Genomic DNA, 16,936 nt, shown 5'->3' with positions numbered 1-16,936 from the left:
GCTTCTAAGAAGGGTGAATTTATCTCAAAATATACTCACCACTGATGAACAGTGTTCAATAAGATGCGTTCCCCCTGGTTGTGCGAATTGATGTGCGGAAATTTACACCTTTGGTAGCGGTAGCCTGCGACATCGCACTCAGCGGGAGTGAAAGTAAATACCAGATTTAAGTGGTTTGTCAACTTGTCCGTGTCCCGCACTGGTTAAGGTGAGGCGTGAGGGCGCGAACACGCCTTCACCATGTGCCAATTGCGTAAGTTTTGAACTAATAATTAATGACTAATTACTAATGATTATCTTCCTCCGACGACGACATTTTTAATCCGCAAATGGGGGCCGCCGACACTTACCGGCAAGCCACTCTGGCCGCCTTTACCGCAACCGCCGTAGGCATAAACCGAGTCATTTCCTATCGACTCAATATCCTTTAAAGTCTGAAATACATTGCCGCTTAAAGTGACATCGCTCACGGGTTCGGCTAATTTGCCGTCGCGAATCATAAACCCTTGAGCCGCCGCAAAGGTAAACATTTCGCCGTTGGTTTGTCCTCCCAACATCCGCACTGCATAAACTCCTTCGTCAATGTCGGCAACCATTTCGTCAAAGGAATGTTCGCCAGACTCGATCGCAGTATTAGTCATCCGCACCAAAGGCATAAAAGTAGCACTCAGAGCCCTGGCATTTCCCGTCGGACTTTCGCCCATTTTGCCCGCAGTCTCGCGATTGTGCATCCGAGCGGCTAAAACTCCATTTTTAATTAAATGCTTGCACTGAGCGGGCACGCCTTCGTCGTCGTATTTCAAAGTTCCGGGTAATCCCGGCACAGTTGCGTCGTCAATTACATTCAATTGTTCGATCGCCACAGGCTTGCCCAAAGTCAACAATTCCTGCATTTTCGGGTTTTCGTAAATGCCGTCTGCTTCCGACAAATGCCCGAAAGCTTCGTGAATAAAAACCCCCGACAAATAAGGGTCTAAAATCACCGGATACTGACCACCTTTCACCGATTTTGCCTCTAATTGGCCTACAGCTCGAACGGCAGCACTCTTAACACGATCTTCAATATTTGTCAAGACATCGTAATCCGATCGCGAGTGAATCGACTCAAACCCTTGGCGGACGACACCGCCCTCGCCGCGGGCGATCGCTCCGAAACGTCCGGTCACGTCCAAGCGCTCTTGAGCGATGCAAGTCCCTTGAGAATTCACAAAATAAGTAATCCCAAATCTGTCGCTGTAACCTGCCATTGTCGTCTGAATTCGCGGGTCATGATCTAACAGCAACTGATTGTAAGATTCGAGCAATTTCCGCTTTTCGGCTAGAGTAATAGAGCGCGGATCGCGGCCCAATTCCACCGCTACATAATCTTGAATCGGGGTGACATCTGCTAGTAGAGTTTTTTCACTACCAACCAAACGAGATTGCACTACAGCTTCTTCAATGCGGTCTTTTAATTCATCTAAACCGTTAAAAGTTACAAAACTCCAGCCACCTTTGTGACAGGCGCGGATGCCGCCGGCGAGACTAAAACTGCGGTTGACAGCATCTAACTGAGGGCCGCGAAAACTAATCGCAGTTGACTCGCTTTGTTCGAGGCGAACTTCTAGATAATCTACGCGATTGCGGTAAGGTGCGATCGCTTCCATCAACTGTTCTTGCATCAAATTGCCCCTATGAATGATTAGCCGTAGCGCTGAAAAAAATTATTGCTAAACCTATTTTAGCTAATAACTCCCGTCTTTCGGGTGCGCGTTCCCCCACCGGTGTGGTGCGGGAGCATGGCGCGTCCTACCCCATCGAGGGCGAGTCAACCAATTTTAGATTTTAGATTTTAGATTTTAGATTGATCCGTCCTGAGTCTGCGAAAGAATGAATCCGGGGGCTTATGACCACATTACTTTCGGTCAGTCGATTTGAGATTTAAAACTTTTTCCATAGAATTGATGATGAGAGGCTTGGCGGCCCGCGTTCGACGGGCGTCCTCGAACACAACAAACTCGCGCCCGCTTGCGAAAAGCCCGGTATGCCGAAAATTTTGGATTTGCCTAGAGAAATCAAACTAAACTAAATCTATCTAAAGACGTAAAAAAATACCTTAACCCCCGGCAGATGGAATACTTTAAGGTTAAAAAATTCCAAATTTCACCGTATTTAGCAGCTATTTCGGCATCAATAGCAATTTTGGTCGGAGTTGGCATTTTAGATCGATCGGAACAGCGGCGGTTTTTTCACTACAACCGCGCTAGCACCCTCGATCGCCTCAGCACAGTCCGTTCTAAGCTGGAAGGCTCTTTGAATTCCCGCCTGTATTTGATGCGGGGTGTGGGGGCTTACCTTTCCAACAACCCAAACATCACCGAAGCCGAGTTTACAGCGACGGCGAGAATTCTGGTGGCACAGCAACCGGGCATTCGCGCCATAACTTTAGTTAAAGGCACGACGGTCGCTTACATTTATCCGCGGGAGGGAAATGAAGCGGCGATCGGAGTTGACTTGACGGCGCTACCCGAACAGCGGGAAATGGTCAAAGAGGTCATCCGAACCAGAAAAACTTTGCTAGCCGGGCCCGTGAAATTATTGGAGGGGGACGAGACTTTCATCAGCCGATCGCCGATTTTTCTCACACCCTCCGGTGTCGAGGCAGAAACAGGAGTTTACTGGGGCTTGACAGGCCTGATCATCGACAAAAATACCCTCATTGAGGAAGCAGGACTCAACGACTCCTCAGCGAAGCTGCAATACGCTCTGCGGGGCAAAGACGGTTCGGGAGCCTCCGGCCCTGTGTTTTTCGGTGACGGGTCAATTTTTGAGCAGAATCCCGTGCTGCTGGAAGTGACTTTGCCCAACGGTTCCTGGCAGTTGGCAGCAATTCCGGCGGGAGGATGGCCTGCGAATTCGCCGTTTCGGGGGTGGGTGATCTTTGGAGGCGACTTGCTGGCACTTTTGACTGGGGTGGCAGTTTTTAGCGGGGTGTACGGCCGTGCGAAACTGCGGGAGAGCGAAGTTAAGTACCGGCAATTAGTTGAGAATGCTAACAGCATGATTGTGCAGTTAGACAGTGAAGGTAATATTACTTTTTTTAACGAGTTTGCTGAAACTTTTTTCGGGTATTCAGAAGCAGAAATCATCGGCAAAAGTGCGATCGGCACAATTATACCGAAAACAGAGTTATTTGAAAGTGACCTCGCGACAAAGATTCGAGACTGTTTGGCACAGCCGCAAAAATACTTCCAAAACGAAAATGAAAACATCCGCAGAAATGGAGAAAGGGTGTGGATAGCGTGGACAAATAAACCTTTACTAGATGCGAAGGGAAATGTGGCAGGGCTGCTTTGTATCGGGACGGATATTAGCGATCGCAAACAAGCTGAAATCGCCCTGCAAGGTTCTGAAGCGGAACTTCGAGCTTTGTTCGCTGCCATGAACGATGTAATTTTCGAGATTGATATTGAGGGACGCTTGCTGAAAATTGCCCCGACAAATCCAGAATTATTGTACAAGCCACCGGCGGAATTTTCCGGGCAAAAAATCAGCGAATTATTCGAGCCAGAAATGGCAGATATTTTTCACGATAAAATTCGCACCGCCCTTGCTAGAAATCAAACCTGTACTTTTGAATATAACCTGGAACTTGCCAGCGTACAAACGTGGTTTGCCGCTACCATTTCGCCAATGAAAGAAAACACGGCTCTGTGGGTAGCCCGCAACATTACGGAGCGCAAGCAAGCTGAAAATTGGTTAACGGGTCAAAAACAAATTTTAGAAATGATTGCTAAGGGTGCTTCTCTGGGCGATACTTTAAATACTTTAGTTAAAATTATCGAGCAGCAATCTAGAGATGTCATCGGTTCGATATTGCTTCTAGCTCCAGACGGAAAACATTTGCTGCACGGAGCCGCGCCCAGTTTGCCCGACAGTTACAATGCTGCTATTCATGGCATAGCCATCGGGCCGGATGTCGGTTCCTGCGGCTCTGCTACCTTTAGCCGCCAACAGGTAATCGTTACAGATATTGCCAGGGATCCTTTGTGGGAAAATTATCGAGATTTAGCCTTGAGTTTTGGACTGAGAGCTTGCTTGTCTACTCCTATTTTCTCATCTCAGGGTCAAGTTTTGGGGACTTTTGGAATGTATTATTCCCAACCGCGCTACCCCAAAAACTTTGATCTGCAATTGATAGAAGCGTCGATTAATTTAGCAGGAATTGCGATCGAACGCAACCAGGCAGAAGAAAGTCTCAAACAGCTCAATCAAGAACTCGAAAATAGAGTGAAACAGAGAACTGCTCAATTGATGCAAACTGAAGAACGCTGGCAGTTAGCACTCAAAGGCAACAATGACGGCATTTGGGACTGGAACTTGCAAACCGGTGAACTTTTTGTTTCCGATCGCTTTAAGGAAATCACTGGTTACGAAGATAGTGACATTAGCGATTACAATAATACATGGAATACGAATTTACATCCCGATGATTTAGTGAGTTCTCAGCAACTTCTTCAAGAACACTTGGAGAGAAAAACGCCTCATTACATCACCGAATACCGCTTGTGGTGCTATAACCGCGCTTACAAATGGATATTGAGTCGGGGACAAGCTTTGTGGGACGCATCTGGAAAAGCAGTCCGCATGGTAGGTTCAATTACTGACATTACGGAACGCAAACAAGCAGAGGAAGCACTGCGGGAAAGCGAGGCAAAATTCCAAAAGCTGTCTGCTAATTTGCCGGGAATCATTTATCAATTTTTGTTGCGTGCAGATGGCTCTTCCTGTTTTCCTTACATAAGTGCTGGTTGCCGAGAACTTTTTGAGTTAGAACCAGAATATATTATTAAAAATGCGGCTGTGCTAACAGATTTGGTTCATCCCGACGATCGCGACAATTACGACGAATCTATTGCTATTTCTGCCCAAAATCTGCAACCTTGGCAGTGGGAAGGACGGCTGGTACTACCTTCAGGCAAAATTCGCTGGTTTCAGACAAATTCGCGTCCTGAAGCTAAGGAAAACGGCGATATTCTTTGGGACGGCATCACCGTTGATGTTACCGATCGCAAACAAGCTGAATTAGAATTGCAAGAAAGCCAGCAGTTTATTCAAAAAGTAGCCGAGGCTACTCCCGGTATTTTGTATCTATACGACTTGGAAGAACAGCGAAATATCTACACGAATACTTCACTGTTCGGGCTTTTGGGATATACCCTTGACGACATTACAGCGATGGATTCGTCACTCATGCCTCAGTTGATCTACCCCGAAGATTTGCCTAAAATTGTGGAACATCACGCGAGCTTTGCAGAAGTTGAAGATGGCGAAACTAGGGAAATTGAGTACCGGGTACAGGGAGCATACGGTCAATTGTTGTGGCTGCAAAGCCGGGATACTATTTTTAGTAGGAATGCGGAGGGTCAGGCTAAGGTAATAATTGGAGTTTCCCAGGATATTACGACTCGCAAGCAAGCAGAGGAAGCACTGCGGCAAAGCGAGGAACGAGAAAGAGAAAAAGCCAGAGATTTAGAGTCAGCGCTGCGGTCATTGCGCTCTACTCAAACTCAACTCATTCAAACAGAAAAAATGTCTTCTTTGGGGCAATTAGTGGCTGGGATCGCTCACGAAATTAATAATCCCGTTAATTTCATTCACGCTAACATTGATTATCTCAACCAGTATACTACACAGTTGCTGGATCTTGTTACTCTTTACGAACAGGAGTATCCCGCTCCTAATTCAAAAATTGTCGATCGCATTGAAGAGATTGATTTGGATTTCATGGCTGAGGATTTAAGAAAAGTTATGGGTTCGATGCAGGTAGGAAGCGAGCGCATCCGGCAAATTGTATTGTCCCTCAGAAATTTTTCGCGACTGGACGAATCGGCAATGAAGCCGGTGGATATTCACGAGGGAATTGAGAGCACTTTGTTAATTTTGCAGCACCGCTTGAAGAGTCGGGACAGCCGCCCGGAAATTGAAGTAATTAAGGAGTTCGGGAAACTGCCGCTGGTGGAGTGCTATGCCAGCCAACTGAATCAGGTGTTTATGAATATTATTGCTAATGCAATTGATGCTATTGAAGAGCGATATCACCAGTTATCGGTTCCACAATCAGAGACAAAGAGTGGCCGCATTACTATTTCCACTGGTGTAACCCCCCAGAACACTGTGAGGGTAGAAATTTCGGACAACGGTACGGGTATTCCCGATGGGATAGTCGATCGCATTTTTAACCCGTTTTTTACTACGAAAGCTGTGGGGAAAGGTACGGGGTTGGGAATGTCTATCGCGCACTCGATTGTGGTGGAAAAGCACAAGGGTAAGATTGAGTGCATTTCTTCCATAGGATGCGGAACAACTTTTCAGATTGAGATTCCGATCGACAAAGTGTATAAATAGTAGGGCGTCAGTCGATTTTAGATTTTAGATTTTAGATTTTAGATTTGAGATTGACTCCGCAGTGGTAGGGTGCGTCAGTCGATTTTAGATTTTAGATTTGAGATTGACTCCGCAGTGGTAGGATTCGTCAGCAGAGCCTGATTTTCAGGCGCGCAGCCAGGGGCCATAAGCTGACTCACCCTACAATTTAAAGACTAAAATAGACGGAAGCTGCTAACGAAGCGGTGCTGCATCAAACCTTTAATTGTATAAAAATTGACATGATGGGATTAATCCTGGAAGCCCTGCAAGCAATGGGACACAATGTCCGCTGGATGTCTTGGAATTTGTTTTTGGGTTTAGTGCCGCTGGGCCTGAGTTTTTGGCTGTTCCGCAAACCTCGATCGCGCTGGCTGCTGTGGGGTACGGGCTTTCTCCTAGGCGCTACTTTTTTGTCCAGTACGCGCCCTGTTTTTGCGTATCTGAGGCACATAGTGCAAGATGTGGGCAAAACTTACGTTTTGGGGGCGATCGCGATTACACTGGCACTGATGGCTGTAGACATCTGGGTACTGCGGCAGCGCGGAGTTCGCTCTCTCCGGTGGTGGGGCGGTTTTTTCTGGTTTATCGCATTTTTACCCAATGCGCCCTACGTTTTAACTGATATCATTCACCTGATCCGCCAGATTAAAGAGGGGAACTCGGTGTGGACTGTGACTCTGGCTTTGATTCCCCAATATCTCGCGTTTATGCTGGCCGGGTTTGGAGCTTACGTGCTGTCGGTGATGAATTTGGGTTACTATTTGAAGCAACAGGGTTTGAGTAGATTTATCCTGGTAACGGAGATAACTATACACGCACTTTCGGCGATCGGCATCTATTTAGGGCGATTTATCCGCTTCAACACTTGGGACATTCTGACTAACCCCGATGCGCTGGTTAACAGTGTAATGAACGATTTGATAGGCAAGCGTCCGGTTTTAGTAATGGCTGTCACTTTTGTAGTAATTGCTGTTTTGTATTGGCTAATGAAACAAGTAATTTTAGGGATTAGCCAGCGATTTTACCCCAGTAAATTGCAGTCGGACTTGGCCGGCGATAGCGCAACTTCTTCCAGCTAGAGAGATTTGAGATTTGAGATTAAAGAATTGATTTAACAGATGAATATAAGAGCTTGAACAAAGCTCCCAAATTTTGGGTCTCCACCAGTTAACTCGGAAAACCAGTTTCCGTCTTTGGGTGAGACAAAATTTTTCGCGAAACTCCGACATAAATTACTGCTGCCGTTTGTCACAATACTTGATATGTTAGAACAGTCAAAGTAGTTTTGTAAACAGCAAAGATGAATCGATTTGACCGTCAGTTGTGGCAGAGATTTATTGCGATAGCTCAACCTTACTTTTATCCTTTAGAGCCTGGGAGTGGCAGAATCTTTTTAGGATTAGTGATGCTGTTGTTGATATTTCTCTTCGCTGCGATGTTTGTACTCGTCAGCGCTGTATGTTTGGGTACTCAAGTCTTATTTCCCGAATTTGTCAATAGTATTGCAGCCGGCTTAGTTACTTTGTTGAAAGGAATTATTAATTCGCCCGCAATTGCGATCGTGGCTTTAATGTTAATTCTTCCTTTCAGCGCTTTTGTCTGGTTCAAAGACAGATTGACACCGCACTGGCAGCCCTGGGCTTTATTGACTTTGCTGCTGTTTTTGTCGCTGTCAGTCAGTGGTATGAATGTAATAATTAGTTACGTCGGTAACTTTTTTAACACAGCACTAGCTAAGAAAGACCAGCTCAATTACTGGAAGTATCTGTTTGTGTATGCAGGGGTTTTTATAGTCGGCACTCCCATTGTGGTAATTTACCGGTATACCGAAGATAAATTGGGTATCTACTGGCGGGAGTGGATGACTAATAAGTTCCTCGATAAGTATTTTCAGAATCGGGCTTATTACGAAATAAATTTACACAAGGAAATCGACAATCCAGACCAGCGAATTTCCGAAGATGTCCGCTCTTTTACCCGGACAAGTTTGTCATTTATGCTGCTCATCCTTGGTTCAATAGTTAATATTATATCTTTTACTGGTATCCTGTGGTCTATCTCAAAACAACTTTCGATTTTTCTGATTATCTATGCTATTGTGGGCACGACAGCTACTCTAGTTTTTGGTCAAAGATTAGTACCTCTGAATTTCGAGCAACTTAAAAAAGAAGCAAATTTTCGCTACGGACTGGTTCACATTCGCGACAACGCCGAATCTATTGCTTTTTATGGAGGCGAGGAGCAAGAATCATTTCAAATAAAGCAGCGATTTGTGGAAGTATTCCGCAATTTTAATTTGCTAATTGGTTGGCAGCGAAACTTGGATTATTTCACAACTGGATACGGATATGCTGTTGTGATTATTCCGGCTTTGTTTCTAGCTCCAACTTATTTTGCAGATCAAAATGGTACAATCGAGTTTGGAGATATCACTCAAGCTGGTTTTGCTTTCACTCAGGTTTTGCGCGCTTTTTCTGTGATTGTAACTCAGATTGAGCCGCTGAGTTCTTTTGCAGCTAGTATCAATCGTTTGACTGTATTTACAGATACTCTGGAAGCGAAACAAGCGGTATCTCGTCCTGGAGGAACTGCTATAGATGTAGTAGTAGATTCTCAGTTGACACTGGAGCACGTTACTTTAGATACTCCGCAGCATCAAAAGACTTTAATTAGGGATTTGTCGGTAGCAGTGCAGCCCGGTGAAGGACTGTTAATTGTCGGACAAAGCGGTGCTGGGAAGAGTTCTTTGCTGCGGGCAATTGCGGGTTTGTGGGACGCGGGAACGGGGCGTTTAGCGCGACCGGAATTGGGGGAAATGCTGTTTTTGCCGCAGCGTCCTTATATGATTTTGGGTAGTTTGCGATCGCAACTTTTGTATCCCCATACCAGCAGCGAGGTTGATGAGGAAAAATTGCGCCGCGTTTTGGCATCAGTAAACTTAGCAGATTTGCCGGACAGATTGGGCGGTTTTGATGCGAATTTAGATTGGGGTGAGATTTTGTCGCTGGGAGAACAGCAACGTTTAGCTTTTGCTAGATTGTTATTGACGGAACCCAGATACGCTATTGTGGATGAGGCGACAAGTGCTTTGGATTTGAAGAACGAGCAATATTTATACGAGCAGTTGCAAGCCACTAAAACTACGTTTGTGAGTGTGGGCCACCGATTGAGTTTAGTGAAATATCACCAGCAGGTTTTGGAACTTATGGGCGATGGGAGTTGGCGGCTGCTTTCTGCCCGAGAATACCGCGCTAGTGCGACAATTTTTGGCTGATATAGGGCTGCTTTCAAAAATTGTAAATTGACCCGGTTTTTGGTTCGCGGTGGGTGGAGGCGCGGTTGGAGATTTATCGTTTGGTTCTACAGATTAATCGCCGCGCCTCCACCCACCCTACAATAGGTTCTACTAAAGTTGCATTCTTTGTTTAAATTCACATCTTGCACCATTGTCAAGAACAGGCTTTCCAGCCTGTTTCACAATAAAATTTATCTCTTGTGGAACAGGCCGGAAAGCCTGTTCCTAAGCAAGTAATTGAGAATGGTGCAAGATATCAGTTTAAACTGGTATCACAATGGATAATTGGGTATAAATATCTAAATCTGTCTAAACAACTAAAAGCAAGCTGAACGTTGACTGATTCGATTCAATTGCTCGCCCGCGAGAACTCACACAATATAATAGAAGATAGATTTTTAGTATAGACGAGATTCCTACCTTGACTACTCCGATTCCTCAAAACTTTGTGCAAACGATCGCCAAACAACGCGGTGTCACAGATGCCGAGTTAGAAACTGTGTTTATGGCTCTCGACGGTCAATCTACGGCGACGATCGCAACCAAGCTTGGCATTAGCGACATCGCCGTTCGCAAAAGACTAGGCGAAGTTTACAAAAAGTTTCAGATCGGGGGGAATGGCCCTGGAAAGCTTTCGGAATTGAGGCATCAGTTGCTGTTTTCATACCACATCGATCGGGGAACGAGCGATTTTAGTGGAGGTAAAGGCTCTCTATTGAAGATGGCCATCGGACACCGACAGGAAGATTGGGGCCAAGCACCGGATGTTTCGGTTTTTTACGGACGGACTGAAGAATTAACTACTTTAAAGCAGTGGATTGTATCAGATAATTGTCGCCTGGTAGCGCTGCTTGGTTTGGCTGGTAGCGGCAAAACAACTCTGTCGGTGCAGTTGGCCTCACAGGTACAGAATGAGTTTGATTTTGTGATTTGGCGATCGCTGCGATCGACACCCGCACCATCCGACTTCCTAGGAAGCTTAATTCAACTTTTTTCTAACCAACAAAAACCCGATGTGCCGTTAGGGGATCTCGCCCCTACGGGGGCTACGCCAACGAAGAGGATCGACCTCAACAGCAAAATTTCGCGCTTGGTCGAGTATCTGCGAAAACACCGCTGTCTGGTAATTTTAGACGATTTTGAAGCGGTTCTCAAACCCGAAGAATTAGCGGGACACTATCGCGAAGGCTGCGAAGGATATCGAGATTTAATTGTGCGGCTCGGTGAGGTCAATCACAATAGCTGTTTACTGCTAGTTAGTTCGGAAGAGCCTACGGAACTGGCTTTGCTGGCGGGAGAAAAAGTGCGGTCTTTAAAACCTGCTATTTCCTCGGAAATAGCGCGGGAAATTTTCCAAGAAAAAGGTTTGTCGCCTCAAGATCGAGAGTTGGAAATCTTGTTATCCCGGTACGGAGGCAATCTGTTAGCCTTAAAGATTGTAGCGACAACAATTAACGAGTTTTTCGAGGGGAATGTTTTAAAGCTTTTGGAAGCTACGGCGTTATTTATTGAAGAACATATCAGCAATTTGCTGGCGCAACAGTTCGATCGAATGTCGAGTTCAGAACAAGAGATTGCCTACTGGATTGCTATTGCTCAAATCCCGATTTCCCTGGCGACTTTGCGAGAGCAGATGTTGGTCAATTCATCGCTTTCGGATTTGCTAAAAAATCTCGATTCTCTAGGTCGTCGCTCGCTGATTGACAAAATTAGTGAGGGCGGGGAAACTGTTTTTATGCTTCAGCCTTTGATCGTGCAATATGTGACGGATAGATTAGTCGATCAGATTCGAGCGGAGGTTTTGGAGACGGTTAAGACCCAAGGAATAGAAAGAATGCGGCTGTTGAAAACTCACAAATTGAGCATCAACATTGCTAAACGGAAAGGGGATAAAGGCGAACCAAGTCGCTCTATTTTAGCATTAGTAAAAAATCGGTTGCAAGTGTTGTTTGTGAAGACGACAGGCTTTGAAGAACCGCTAAATATCTTGAAAAAAGTAGCCTCTGATCTCGATGATAAATCGATTCTTGAGGTGGGATATGCTAGGGAGAATCTGGCGCAGATTATTTCTGAAATTCAGCGCTAAGAAAAAAGCGATCGCCCTTTGACAAAAGCGATCGCCCAATTTTCAACAAAAACAGAGTTCGAGAAAATTATTTGACAATGCCAAAAACCGATGCAGATTCAGCCCCTGTAATTTTGTCCAAAGCAGGGGATTTTTGAGCTTGGGCAATTTTGGGAACCAAAAGTTGATTCGCATAAATCCGAGGATTTTGTTGAGCGATTTGGATGTAAGATTGGCGGACTTCTGCGTTGACTGCGACAGTCTTGGCATCGTAGACTTGCATCGCCATATTGGGATAAAAACCAATGCCGACAATCGGTATCAAAAAGCAAAATGCGATCGCCACTTCCCGAGGTTTAGCATCAATAAACGGTGCATCACCCGGCAAAACGCAACTATTACCGAAACAAACCGCTTCATCCAGATTGTTTCTTTGATTCTGCAGATTTAGATCCTCAAGGTCGCAAGCCGCTAGTGTCCCACAGTTGTAAAATAACTGTCGCAGCATCGAGAGCAAATAAATCGGCGTCAAAATCAGTCCCACTGCAGCCAGGAACACTGTCACCGCGCGGAAAGAACCGCTGTACATATCGCTAGTTGCGACGCCCACAAACACGGACAATTCGCTAGCAAAACCGCTCATTCCGGGGAGTGCCAAAGATGCCATCGCGCCTGCGGTAAACAAGGCAAACACTTTCGGCATGACTTTCCCAATCTCGCCCATCTCGTCCATGATCATTGTATGGGTGCGATCGTAAGTAACGCCAGCCAGGAAAAACAATACTGAGGCGATTAAACCGTGGGAAATCATTTGCAACAGCGCCCCGTTGATTCCCAAATCCGTGAAGGAAGCAATACCCAACAACACGAATCCCATGTGAGAAATCGACGAATTCGCTAAGCGGCGCTTCATGTTCGATTGGCCGAAGGAATTCAGCGCGCCGTAGATAATATTGACCACGCCGAGCACCGCCATAATCGGTGCAAAGTAAACGTGTGCTTGGGGAAGAAGTTCCAAATTCAGGCGAATCAGTCCGTATCCGCCCATTTTCAGCAATACGCCGGCCAGAATCATCGACACGGGAGAAGATGCTTCGCCGTGGGCATCAGGTAGCCAAGTGTGGAAGGGGAAAATCGCCAGTTTCACACCGAAGGCAATCAGCAATCCCGCATAAAGGAATAATTCTAAACCCAGTGGGTAGTCCTTCAAGCCTAGTTCTACCATGTCGAAGGTGGGAGTGCCTCCGCCGTAGAATGCCATTGCCAAGGCAGCTATCAAAATAAAGATGGAAGCGCCTGCGGTGTAAATCAAGAATTTGGTAGCTGCATAGCGACGGTTTTGTCCGCCCCAAATCGAGATTAACAGGTACACCGGAATTAGTTCTAGTTCCCAGACAATGAACAGCAGCATGATGTCTTGGGCGACGAAAACTCCTATTTGTGCGGAGTACATCACCAGCATCAGGAAGTAGAATAGTCGTGGCTTGCGATCGACTTCCCAGGCTGCAAAGATTGATAGCGTCGTCACCAATCCCGCCAACAGTACCAACGGCACTGACAGTCCGTCAACGGAAACAGACCAGTTGAGACCTAAAGAAGGTATCCAGGAATATTGCTCTACGATTTGGAAAGTAGAGATGCTTGGATCGTAATGAGTCCAAAACACCCAGCACATTAATACAAAATCTGCAATACCTACGCCTAGGGCATACCAGCGAATGGTTTTGCCGTCTGTATCGGGCAGAAAAGGGATGGCGAGGGAAGCTAGGAGGGGTAGGATGACAATTGCGGTCAGCCAAGGAAATTGATCCGCTATCATATTGAGAATAAATACTTAGTTGGAAGTTACCAAAATTATAATACTAAATTTAATTAAAACTTAAGATTTATTCATAAATATTTTTTATATCCCGATAAACGCGGACAAAAATATCACGAATTGCTACACACGTCAAGGGTTATTCGATTTTTGATTTTCGATTCAGGACTTACGAACAACAAAATATAGCGTTTTGTAGGCGCAATCTGCCTGTGGTGGCGCCTATTCTGGTAGAGGGTTGGTTAAAAGTGGAGTTTTTCATAGGGCGGAGTTGCTCTGACGGATAGTTCTGGTAGTTTCTCGATGGGATGGGGCGGGTTTATCTGATTTGTCGGTGGGTGTCATATATTTCGGTGAACCCGCCCCTTGCAAGCTCCAAGTAACGCCTGAGCATTCCATCAAAATTGATGCAACCCTTCAGGCATTCGCTAATGCTTGTGAATACGTGAATCAAACTGTGCCACCAACCCTGACAAATGAATTGGCGATGCAATCAGCAGGTATAAGCTGTTGTGCATTTAAATTGTATGTTGAGGGCGGGCAAGATGCCCACCCCACAAAAGTGAAAATTTATCTTACCCTGCAATTTAAATGCGGATTAGCTTATCACAATGTCAGAGAGATGTTTGGACTTTCGGCGCAGTTGGCAATCCATGCTATTAGACGGGTTTCTGGTAACAGAAAAACAGCTAAAAAAGATGGGAAGCCTGTTAACAACTTTGCTCCTACTAGCGTCACTTACGATACCCGTATCTTTTCTTTTAGGGAAAAAGATTGGACAGTAAGTTTGACTACTACTGGTGGTAGGGAACGGTTTGTACTGGCTATCGGAAACTACCAACTTGGATTGCTGAAAGGTCAAAACCCCAAGACTGCTACTTTGTGCAAACGCAAAATGGCAGTTACTATCTTAATATTCAGCTTGAATCTCAGCCAGCCGAGCCTCCACCCAGAAATCAAGTTTTGGGTTGTGACTTGGGTAGGACTGATATTGCAGTTACTTCTGATGGAGATACATTTAGCGGTAAACAAATTACCAAAGTTAGAAATCATTATGCCAAGTTGAGAGCAAATATCCAGCGAAAAGCCACGAAAGGCACGCGCAGCACTCGGCGTAGATGTCGAGAATTGTTGAAACGGTTGTCGGGCAAGGAAAAGCGCTTTCAGACTTTGGTAAATCACACTATCAGTCACCGTATCGTAACCAAGGCTAAGAACAAAAATCAAGTTATCGCTTTGGAAGATTTGACGGGAATTAGGGAACGCACAAATCAGCAGCCACGCTCGCAGAAAGAGCGGAGACTTAGTAATAGCTGGGCGTTCTTTCAGTTGCGTCAATTCCTCATCTACAAAGCTATAAAGCATAGCGTAAAGATTCTGTTTGTTGAGCCTAGATACACCAGCAAAATGTGCCACAAGTGCAATCACATTCATCCTGTAAAGGGTGAGTCTTATAGGAATGGCAAAAAGTTCGCTTGTGGTCATTGTGGATGGAAAGGTGATGCCGACTTAAACGGCAGTAAGAATATTGCTGCTATTGAGGCTTTCGTAAATAAGCCCTTATGTTCGAGATTGTTTTGCAAGGTGCAAGATAATTTCAGGGCTATTGAAAGCCCACACTGTAGCTGTACTCAGGTCCGTGCTGGGTAATTTACAGCACCATCTGATTGAGATTACTGCGAGGATTAAAAGTGCGATTTGCTTTGATTTTTTCATAGCATTCGCGTTCTACACTGCTAATTTCTTTCGGTGGCACGATCGCAATTTTGACCAACAAATCAGTCCGCTCGTTTTTCTTCGGTTTCGGCCATCCCTTGCCCCGCAACCGCAAAGACTGACCCGAACGAATCCCGGCTGGAAATTTCACAGTGATCATACCTTCAGGCGCCGGCACTTCAATTGAAGATCCCAACACCGCTTCGTCGGGAGTTATCGGCACTTCGCAGACCAAATTCTCTCCCTCAAACTGGAAGAAAGCGTGAGGCAAAACTTCTAATTTTAGGTACAAATCTCCCTGTTGCTTCGTGTACGGGTCAACTTGACCTTTGCCTTTTATCCGAATTTTGCTGCCGGTTTTCACTCCTGCTGGAATCGAAACTTCCCCCGTGGCGACTCGCTTAGAAGTTCCCCGAAATGCTTCCCCCAAAGTCAGGGAAATGGCGACCTCGGTGTCGAGAGAGCTTCCTGCGGTGCGATTTTCGTACCCCGCGAAATCTTCAAATCCGCCAAAACCTGTGGGCCCGCCGCTGGTGCTGCGGTAGTTGCTGTAATTCCACTTGGCGTTGCGGGCACTACCAGGACTACTACCTGCGCGACCTAACAAGGCATTGATAAATTCGTCAAAACTGCCGTACTCGCTGAAGTCAACCCCGCCAAAGTCTACATTCGTACTGCCCCCGCCCGGCCATCCGCCTGGAGTTGTGGCAGCTTGCTTCCAGTATTGACCGTATTGGTCGTATTTTTTGCGTTTTTCAGGGTCTGAGAGCACTTCGTAAGCTTCGTTTACTTCTTTAAAACGAGCTTCTGCTTCTTTGTTGCCGGGGTTCATGTCCGGGTGATATTTGCGGGCTAGTTTGCGGAAAGTTTTTTTAATTTCGTCAGAACTGGCAGTTTTGTTGAGTCCCAAAATAGCGTAATAGTCTTTAAAATCTGTTGCAGCCATTAAGCAATCCCCTCTTTATTAGTTGTTATTTGTTAGTTGTTAGTTGTTAGAAAGAATAAATCCCAAATTAGCCGCAGGATGGCGCATTAGTATAATGCCAGTAGCAGAAGTGCCTGCGGCATCTCATTCAAATTATAGGTTATCAAAGGTTTGGACTCGATCGAGTTCGGTTGTTGCTTGGCGTTCGATCGCAATTTCCGCACTCCCCTGCTGTTTAAGATTTTATAGCATTCGCCTCTCTCGTGCACAAGGGAGCCAGAGCAGCAGCCTCTAGAAATGCTTTTGGCATTCGACAGTAAAAACAATGCTTTCATCAATTAAGAACGTCCTTACCCTATGTGCCGTTGCTATACCTGTGAGCTTGGAGACTGTGAAACTCCTGTGGCGAAAACTTTTGGGGAGTTATGAGGCTTAGGGCTTTCGGGAGGCGGCAGCCCGATTGAGGTGAGGGGGGAAAGCTGCTGCTGTTGCGGGTGCGAGCCCAGGAGGGTTGACTTGCGCGGACGATCGATCTTTTTTTGGTCTTTTTTTCCGGGGCGCTGTGCGATGGCTACGCCCCGCCTTACGCCTACAAACTTTTCGATCGAAGCTCGATCGCCCACTCCAAATCTTAGGATCGCGAATTAAATAACTTACAATTTTAATTGTTATTGTGGGATGGGCGTCCCGCCCGTCCAAAAAGGACGG

Annotated in this window: 8 protein-coding genes and 1 pseudogene; 5 read left to right on the top strand and 4 right to left on the bottom strand. The window is 45.9% G+C overall.

All coding sequences use genetic code 11. The annotated features are described in order from the left end of the window. Positions 1-293: 293 nt before the first annotated feature. On the bottom strand, positions 294-1,661 hold the full coding sequence (locus QUB51_RS28470; RefSeq protein ID WP_333057730.1) for a TldD/PmbA family protein: 1,368 nt from the start codon (positions 1,659-1,661) through the stop codon (positions 294-296). Between the two features lie 448 nt (positions 1,662-2,109). Here QUB51_RS28470 and QUB51_RS28465 point away from each other — a divergent pair, with 448 nt between their 5' ends. The 4 genes from QUB51_RS28465 (at position 2,110) to QUB51_RS28450 (ending at position 11,789) form a co-directional block, all read left to right on the top strand. After that, positions 2,110-6,387, top strand: a complete 4,278-nt coding sequence (locus tag QUB51_RS28465; protein WP_333057732.1) for a PAS domain S-box protein — start codon at positions 2,110-2,112, stop codon at positions 6,385-6,387. A gap of 260 nt (positions 6,388-6,647) precedes the next feature. Beyond that, positions 6,648-7,487 (top strand): DUF1361 domain-containing protein, encoded by an 840-nt coding sequence (locus QUB51_RS28460; RefSeq protein ID WP_333057733.1) that lies wholly within the window; start codon positions 6,648-6,650, stop codon positions 7,485-7,487. A gap of 221 nt (positions 7,488-7,708) precedes the next feature. Next, positions 7,709-9,682, top strand: coding sequence for an ABC transporter ATP-binding protein/permease (locus QUB51_RS28455; protein ID WP_333057734.1), 1,974 nt, complete (start codon positions 7,709-7,711; stop codon positions 9,680-9,682). A 442-nt stretch (positions 9,683-10,124) separates the two neighbouring features. Continuing rightward, positions 10,125-11,789 (top strand): NB-ARC domain-containing protein, encoded by a 1,665-nt coding sequence (locus QUB51_RS28450; RefSeq protein WP_333057735.1) that lies wholly within the window; start codon positions 10,125-10,127, stop codon positions 11,787-11,789. Between the two features lie 67 nt (positions 11,790-11,856). Here QUB51_RS28450 and QUB51_RS28445 read toward each other — a convergent pair whose 3' ends face one another. Further along, positions 11,857-13,587, bottom strand: coding sequence for an NAD(P)H-quinone oxidoreductase subunit 4 (locus QUB51_RS28445; protein WP_333057736.1), 1,731 nt, complete (start codon positions 13,585-13,587; stop codon positions 11,857-11,859). Positions 13,588-14,469: 882 nt separating this feature from the next. On the opposite strand from QUB51_RS28445, the gene QUB51_RS30525 reads away from it, so the two are divergent. Beyond that, positions 14,470-15,237: an RNA-guided endonuclease InsQ/TnpB family protein gene (locus tag QUB51_RS30525; protein ID WP_445243077.1), complete on the top strand. Its 768-nt coding sequence runs from the start codon at positions 14,470-14,472 to the stop codon at positions 15,235-15,237. Between the two features lies 1 nt (position 15,238). On the opposite strand, the gene QUB51_RS28435 is transcribed toward QUB51_RS30525, so the two are convergent. After that, a complete protein-coding gene (locus tag QUB51_RS28435) occupies positions 15,239-16,249 on the bottom strand; it encodes a J domain-containing protein (RefSeq protein WP_333057740.1) in 1,011 nt (336 codons plus the stop codon). 411 nt (positions 16,250-16,660) lie between these two features. Then, positions 16,661-16,936 (bottom strand): annotated as a pseudogene (locus QUB51_RS28430) (hypothetical protein); the annotation flags it as partial.

Source organism: Microcoleus sp. AT8-A3 (genome assembly GCF_036705675.1).
Taxonomy (GTDB): Bacteria; Cyanobacteriota; Cyanobacteriia; order Cyanobacteriales; family Microcoleaceae; genus Microcoleus.
The sequence above is the reverse complement of the archived record's forward strand: the minus strand, read 5'-3'. Positions and strand labels throughout refer to the sequence as shown.

Coding starts and splice junctions, on each gene's coding strand:
- QUB51_RS28455 (WP_333057734.1), top strand. CDS start 7,709: ATGAATCGATTTGACCGTCAGTTGTGGCAGAGATTTATTGCGATAGCT.
- QUB51_RS28460 (WP_333057733.1), top strand. CDS start 6,648: ATGATGGGATTAATCCTGGAAGCCCTGCAAGCAATGGGACACAATGTC.
- QUB51_RS28470 (WP_333057730.1), bottom strand. CDS start 1,661: ATGCAAGAACAGTTGATGGAAGCGATCGCACCTTACCGCAATCGCGTA.
- QUB51_RS28465 (WP_333057732.1), top strand. CDS start 2,110: ATGGAATACTTTAAGGTTAAAAAATTCCAAATTTCACCGTATTTAGCA.
- QUB51_RS28435 (WP_333057740.1), bottom strand. CDS start 16,249: ATGGCTGCAACAGATTTTAAAGACTATTACGCTATTTTGGGACTCAAC.
- QUB51_RS28445 (WP_333057736.1), bottom strand. CDS start 13,587: ATGATAGCGGATCAATTTCCTTGGCTGACCGCAATTGTCATCCTACCC.